This window comes from Bathymodiolus azoricus thioautotrophic gill symbiont, assembly GCF_001298715.1.
In the GTDB taxonomy this organism is placed as follows: domain Bacteria; phylum Pseudomonadota; class Gammaproteobacteria; order PS1; family Pseudothioglobaceae; genus Thiodubiliella.
On record NZ_CDSC02000233.1, the window covers coordinates 1 to 6,388 of the forward strand.

10 protein-coding genes are annotated in these 6,388 nt (G+C 36.7%); 3 read left to right on the forward strand and 7 right to left on the reverse strand.

All coding sequences use genetic code 11. The features are described from left to right. The 3 genes from BAZSYMA_RS04385 to rpsI all read left to right on the forward strand — a co-directional run. Positions 1-1,183: phosphoethanolamine transferase (locus BAZSYMA_RS04385; RefSeq protein ID WP_143243100.1), on the forward strand; the 1,183-nt coding region annotated here is incomplete at its 5' end. A gap of 64 nt (positions 1,184-1,247) precedes the next feature. Further along, positions 1,248-1,676 carry a 50S ribosomal protein L13 gene (gene rplM / locus BAZSYMA_RS04390; RefSeq protein ID WP_090716009.1) on the forward strand — a complete coding sequence of 143 codons (429 nt, stop codon included), beginning with the start codon at positions 1,248-1,250 and terminating at the stop codon, positions 1,674-1,676. Positions 1,677-1,706: 30 nt separating this feature from the next. After that, positions 1,707-2,102: a 30S ribosomal protein S9 gene (gene rpsI / locus BAZSYMA_RS04395; protein ID WP_090716012.1), complete on the forward strand. Its 396-nt coding sequence runs from the start codon at positions 1,707-1,709 to the stop codon at positions 2,100-2,102. Between the two features lie 77 nt (positions 2,103-2,179). Here the strand turns inward: rpsI and BAZSYMA_RS04400 are convergent, their stop codons facing one another. From BAZSYMA_RS04400 to BAZSYMA_RS04430, 7 genes are read right to left on the reverse strand one after another with little or no spacing between them, the layout of a single operon-like run. Beyond that, positions 2,180-2,872, reverse strand: a complete 693-nt coding sequence (locus BAZSYMA_RS04400) for a glucosaminidase domain-containing protein (RefSeq protein WP_090716015.1) — start codon at positions 2,870-2,872, stop codon at positions 2,180-2,182. After that, positions 2,869-3,399, reverse strand: a complete 531-nt coding sequence (locus tag BAZSYMA_RS04405) for a histidine phosphatase family protein (protein WP_090716020.1) — start codon at positions 3,397-3,399, stop codon at positions 2,869-2,871. Before BAZSYMA_RS04405 ends, BAZSYMA_RS04400 begins: the two co-directional genes overlap by 4 nt. 10 nt (positions 3,400-3,409) lie before the next feature. Continuing rightward, positions 3,410-4,387: an NAD(P)H-dependent glycerol-3-phosphate dehydrogenase gene (locus BAZSYMA_RS04410; protein ID WP_090716022.1), complete on the reverse strand. Its 978-nt coding sequence runs from the start codon at positions 4,385-4,387 to the stop codon at positions 3,410-3,412. After that, positions 4,387-4,638, reverse strand: coding sequence for a glutaredoxin domain-containing protein (locus tag BAZSYMA_RS04415; protein WP_090716025.1), 252 nt, complete (start codon positions 4,636-4,638; stop codon positions 4,387-4,389). Before BAZSYMA_RS04415 ends, BAZSYMA_RS04410 begins: the two co-directional genes overlap by 1 nt. Before the next feature lie 9 nt (positions 4,639-4,647). Then, positions 4,648-5,067, reverse strand: a complete 420-nt coding sequence (locus BAZSYMA_RS04420; protein ID WP_090716028.1) for a rhodanese-like domain-containing protein — start codon at positions 5,065-5,067, stop codon at positions 4,648-4,650. Between the two features lie 2 nt (positions 5,068-5,069). After that, positions 5,070-5,651, reverse strand: a complete 582-nt coding sequence (locus BAZSYMA_RS04425) for an anthranilate synthase component II (RefSeq protein WP_090716030.1) — start codon at positions 5,649-5,651, stop codon at positions 5,070-5,072. Continuing rightward, the gene (locus BAZSYMA_RS04430; protein WP_090716033.1) at positions 5,642-6,250 is read right to left on the reverse strand and encodes an NYN domain-containing protein; all 609 of its coding nucleotides are present in this window, start codon (positions 6,248-6,250) and stop codon (positions 5,642-5,644) included. The genes BAZSYMA_RS04425 and BAZSYMA_RS04430 overlap by 10 nt, the downstream gene beginning before the upstream one ends. Between the last annotated feature and the right edge of the window lie 138 nt (positions 6,251-6,388).

The window sequence follows — 6,388 nt, forward strand, 5'->3', positions numbered from 1 at the left end:
TTATTGGGTCTATAAAGTAGAGATTGTGCATCATCGATTACCACAAGAACTCTGTCGTAGATTCAAGGTATTTTTGAGCCTAATTGTTGTATTTGTTGTGATTACCTTAGTGTTTTTTAAGTCTTACACTTTACTCTTTAAGGAATATGCATATTTGCGCCTGTATATCAATCCAACTTATTATTTATATGCGATTGGCCAAACTATAAATTCACAATTTAAAACTCAGCGTATGCCTTTTAAAGTTATTGGCGAAGACGCACGCATTGATAGAGATAGCCAACACAAGAAATTGGTTATTATGATAGCGGGGGAAACAGCCAGAGCAGATAGATTTTCGTTAAATGGCTACCAAAGGCTGACTAACCCATTATTGACGAAGGAGTCGGTACTTAGTTTTTCTCAAATGTCTTCTTGTGGTACCAATACCGCTTATTCTCTACCTTGTATGTTCTCATCGTTGGGTAGAAGTGATTATTCTCACACGCAAGGTAAAAATATGAGTAATGTATTAGATATTTTGAATCATGCTGGTGTTGAGGTGTTGTGGAGAGACAATAATTCTAGCTCTAAGGGCGTTGCAAATCGTGTTATCTATCAAGATTTTAAAACCAGTAATAACAACCATATATGTGATGTGGAATGTAGAGATGTGGGGATGTTGGATGGTTTGCAAGACTACATCAGCACGCACAAAAATCAGGATATTTTAATTGTCCTGCATATGATGGGTAGTCATGGGCCTGCTTACTATAAACGCTATCCTAAGGCGTTTGAAAAGTTCACACCAACCTGCAAGACTAATCAGTTTAGTAAATGCACTAATGAGATGATTAATAACGCCTATGACAACACCATTGTTTATACTGATTACTTTTTATCTCAAGTGATTGCATTGTTGAAGAAAAATCAAACACATCAAAGTGCAATGCTCTATATGAGTGATCACGGTGAGTCGTTAGGCGAAAAAGGGCTGTATTTACATGGTATGCCTTATTTTATAGCACCAAAAGAGCAAACTCATGTGGCGTCAATCGCATGGTTTGACAAGCAATTTTCCACAGAAGTTACAAAGGGCAAAAAAGATTTGGCATTAAGCCATGATGGGTTGTTCCATACTTTGTTAGGGTTGTTTGATGTTAGAACCAAAGTTTATGAACAAAAATTAGACTTTATTCGGTGAATAGACAACATTAAAATCTAAAGATGATTATAATAGTCCGATTATTTTGCACAAAGATAGATTTATGAAAACATTTAGCGCTAAGGCACACGAAGTGAAAAGAGATTGGTTATTGGTTGACGCTGACGGTAAAACACTGGGTCGTTTGGCAACAGCAATTGCCTCTCGCCTTCGTGGTAAGCACAAGCCTGAATACACGCCGCATACAGACACAGGCGATTACATTGTTATTATCAATGCTGAAAAAGTAACAGTAACAGGTAATAAGTTTGACGATAAAATGTATCATCATCATACGGGTTATGTAGGTAATTTGAAGTCAATAGCATTCAAGGATTTACAAGCTAAGAAGCCTGAAGAAATTATCAACAAAGCTGTCAGAGGTATGTTGCCAAAAGGCCCTCTAGGTAGAGATATGTTTAGAAAGATGAAGGTATTCGCAGGCGCTGAACATACACACGCGGCGCAACAACCTCAACTTTTAGAAATTTAATTTTAGATATTTTAAGGTACGGAAATTATTATGGCAAAGACGCAAATATTTTATGCAACAGGCAGAAGAAAGACCTCAGTAGCTCGTGTTTATATGACTAAAGGTAAAGGTGTATTTACCGTAAACAAGCGTCCAATGGGCGAATACTTCGGTCGTGAAACTTCTTCAATGATTATTAATCAACCATTAGATACGGTTGATATGAGAGATAAGTTTGACTTCAACATCATGGTTAAGGGCGGTGGTGACACTGGTCAAGCGGGTGCGATTCGTTTAGGTGTGACACGCGCCTTAATGGAGTATGATGAAGAGCTTAGAGGTGACCTTCGTAAGGCTGGTTTTGTTACTCGTGACGCAAGAATTGTTGAGCGTAAGAAAGTTGGACACAAGAAAGCGCGTAAGAGCGAGCAGTACTCAAAGCGTTAACATTTTATTTAATGCTTGCAAAAAAAACTCGCAGATTGCGGGTTTTTTATTGCCTAGAATTTGTTTTAATTCGGCAGTTAATCATCAAATCTAGACAGTTTGTTTTGTCTAATAATACTTTGCACTAACTCAATATATTCATAACCAATCGCTGAGTATTTTTCCAATCCTTCAGAAAGACTGGCACCTGTAAGTTTAAGATTGTGTTTACGCTTATAAGCTCTAATTTGTCTGAGTAACCTATAAGTATGATTACGATTAAGATTTAGCAGGTAGTATTTAATGGATTTGTTGACCGAAGAAAAGCTCATTACCTCGTGCTTAGCGCCTTTTATACGCTCTTTAGGTACAACACCACAACCAAGTTTAAAACACCACAGACCAAAATAATTGTTGTAGTATTTGGAAAATCTGGAATTCCCCCAATTGGATTCAATCGCTGCTTGCGCTAACACTAAAGAGGCAGGGATAGTGTCTACTGCATTTAATAACGAGATTTTGTTCACACTCTTAATACGATATTTTTTAGCTAATTTTTTAATCTGTGTGTCATCAAATTGATTATTTTTAATCAATGAACGAAGCAGTTTAATTTTATTATTTTCCTCTTTTACCATTGGTAGTAAGTAATCAAAAAAAGCATTTTTCTTTTGATTAGAATCTTTTATCTCATCAAATTTTGGTGTTTTTGGTGAAATTAAATCCCAGATGTTAAAAGCCTGCGCTGTAGTAGCGCAAGCAATAGTGATGACAAACAAAAGTTCTCTCATAATTCAAATCGCTCACAAGATGCAGAAGCAACTTGTATTGTAAACATTTTTTCAATGGATAGGTTGAGTAAGTGAGATTTAATAACCCTAATAACCCCTGCGTGGGCGACGAGTAAGATTGACTTTTTTGTTCGTTCTTGGGTTATTTGCTCTAATACAGACAATATTCGTGCCTGGAAATCGTATAAATCTTCTGCACCCAATGGTCGATTGTCTAAGGGGCTTTGTTTGAATTTGTCAATTGTGGTTTGTCCAATTTCCTTGGCATTTCGACCTTGCCAGTCGCCAAATCCTATTTCCTTTAGTGAGTCAAACACTTGCATTTCAATATTTTGCATTTCTGATAAATGCTGAGCAAATGCTTGACAACGAGCCATTGGCGAAGTGGCAATAAAATCCCAGTGTTTACCATTTATTGATGCTTGCATTTGTTGCCAGCCTTTTTCGCTTAAGGGGTCGTCAAGTAAATTTCCACGGTATAAGCGACCCCCTTCGGGTTCACCATGTCTTAATAAGTCAAGAATCATTTTAGAGAAATCACTCGTGGATCTGCACTCTTGACATTAACCGATTAACGGCTTGGGTCGGCGTCACTTGTCCATCAACAACTTGTTTAACTTGTTCACAAATTGGCATTTCAATTTGATGATTTTTTGCCTGTGATAATACTAACCCTAAGGTATTAAGCCCTTCAACAGTTGCACCAACACTATTCAACGCCTGTTTTGTATTTTGATTTTTAGCTAATGCCTTGCCAAATTGGCGATTTCTTGATAAATCATCGGAACAAGTTAGCACCAAATCACCCAATCCCGATAAACCATTGAAAGTCGATGTATTCGCACCTAAAGCCACACCTAAGCGTATCATTTCAGCTAATCCACGCGTGATTAAAGCCGCTTGAGCGCTAGCACCATAGTTTAAACCTGCAGCAATACCTGCGGCAATTGCCAAAATATTTTTGACTGACCCGCCCACTTCTACACCAATGACATCATCATTGGTGTAGGCTCTAAGTGCTTGAGTATTTAGAACTTGCGCCCAGTGGTCTTGAATTCTTTTGTCTTTTGCAGCAACGCTAAGTGCTGTTGGTTTACGACTAGCGACTTCAAAGGCAAAACTAGGTCCTGAAATTACACAACTTGGGTGTTTGTCTAGAATAGATTCAAAGCTCTCATGTAAAAAACATTGTCCATCGGTATCAAAACCTTTAGTTGCCCAAGCAACAGATTGTTTTTCTGTGAGTAAGGGTTGCAGTGTTTTAAGTGTGCTAGTAAAACCATAACTCGGTACCGCAATTAAAACACTGTGAGAATCTTGCACATGCGATAAATCAAAAGTCAGTTTTATATTTGATGCATAATTTACCGATAAAGCAGGGTGTTTTGGCTGTAGTGTGTCAACTTCTTTTTGCGTGTGAGCATGTAAAAAGATAGTATCAAAGTTATCTGACAAGGCAATTGCTAAAGCACTTCCCCAAGCACCTGCACCAATAATACTAAGGTTGTTGGTCATTATTGATTAAGGATTTCGTCTAATTTTCCAGACGAATCAGCGGCTGCTAAATCATCAAAGCCACCGATATGTGTGCCATTAATAAATACTTGTGGTACTGTATTTCTGCCAGTTTTTTCTATTACTTCGTCCCAATCATCGGGTGTTTTGACATAATGTTTCTTAAAGGGAATACCTCTACTTTCTAATAATTGATAAGCTCTTTGACAAAATGGACAAGTATCAGAACAATAAATTGTGTTTGTTTTCACTTGCGTCTCCTAAGATTTAATGGGTTGGTTGGCTTTTTTCCAGGCGTTCATGCCGCCTTTTAAGTTATAAACATGCTCAAACTCATTGCGTGTTAATAGTCCTGCAATATGTGCTGCACGCGAACCACTGTGGCAATATACCAATACTTTTTTCTTATTATCTAAGGTATTAAGTTTACTTTTAACTTGACTTATTGGGATATGAATATCATTTGCAATATAGCCTGCACTGCGTTCTTTTTTCTCGCGCACATCTAGGATAATTAAATCTTTTTCATCCATTAATGTAACTGCTGCGTCAACATCTATATCTTCGTATTTTTTTAATTTATCTGCAACAACATTGCCAATCAGTAGCATAATCAAAATCACCAATGTAACTGTGGTAAGGATTTGCTCGTCATCTAATAAAAACTCTAAAACTTCCATGTTTATTCTCCTTTTAAAAAGTTATCTAGCATCTCATGACCTTGTTCAGTCAAAATAGATTCTGGGTGGAATTGAACACCTTCAATGGGCATTTCTTTATGCTTGATGCCCATAATTTCATCACAACCACCTTGTTCATCCTTAGTCCAAGCAGTCATTTCAAAGCAATCTGGCAAACTGGATTGTTCGGCTACCAATGAGTGGTAGCGCGTGGCATTTAATGGATTGTTGAGGTTGTTAAATACACCTTTGTTTGTATGATGTACAGGTGATATTTTTCCATGCATAATCTTTTTAGCGCCAATCACATTACCACCGAATGCCTGCACCATCGCCTGAAACCCCAGGCACACACCAAGTATTGGAATCTTGCCAGCAAAATTTCTAATCACTTCAATTGAAATCCCTGCTTCATTTGGTGTGCAAGGACCAGGGGAGATAACCAAAAACTCTGGATTCAGTTTTTCAATTTCATTGACTGTAATTTTGTCATTTCGATACACTTCAACCGTTTGTCCTAACTCGCCAAAATACTGCACCAAGTTATAGGTAAATGAATCGTAATTGTCAATCATTAAAAGCATAATTTATTGTTTTTAATGATATTTAGTTTGATTGGTCTAATAAAATCAGTATGCATGGTTAAATCTGGCGTTAAATGGCGCTCTCCTAATTTGGCAATTACAACCTGTATATTGGCTTTTCTAACATATTTCATTGCAGGAATAAAATCAGTGTCTGCAGTAATTAAAATAATTCTATCAATTTTTCCTTGATGAGCAAGGTGTGCCATATCTAACCCAATACGCATATCCACGCCTTTTTTCCTAAATTTTGGCTTACTTTTTTTGCCTTCATTAGTCCAACCTTCGAATTTTAAAACCCCTAAACGAACAGCAAATAAATCTTTTGGTTGTAATTCTGCAATCAGTTTATTTTCTTTTTTGACTAATTCTACACCATTTTTGTGTTTCAGCAAATAAAAGAATGGTTTGCCAGTTTTTTTGTCAATTGGGTCAAATGAATCACAATCATAATAGAGAATTTTGTGTAATTCTTCTTCATCAGCTACACAACAATCCTTAGCTATTTGTGCAATCATATTTGCATTATAAGAAATACCTTCCTCTCTTAAGACAATGAGTAAATAACCAGCATCAATCAGTAAAATAGTTTTTTTCATTTTTTTTACTCCTTAAAGCTAAAAAAAAGACCTCCAAAAGGAGGTCTTCATGCTTGCCCACAAGCTTTGGTCTTTTATGCTTGCCTACAAGCTTAACGGATACAAATAAAATTATACACAAATTTTTTATTTAGCAAA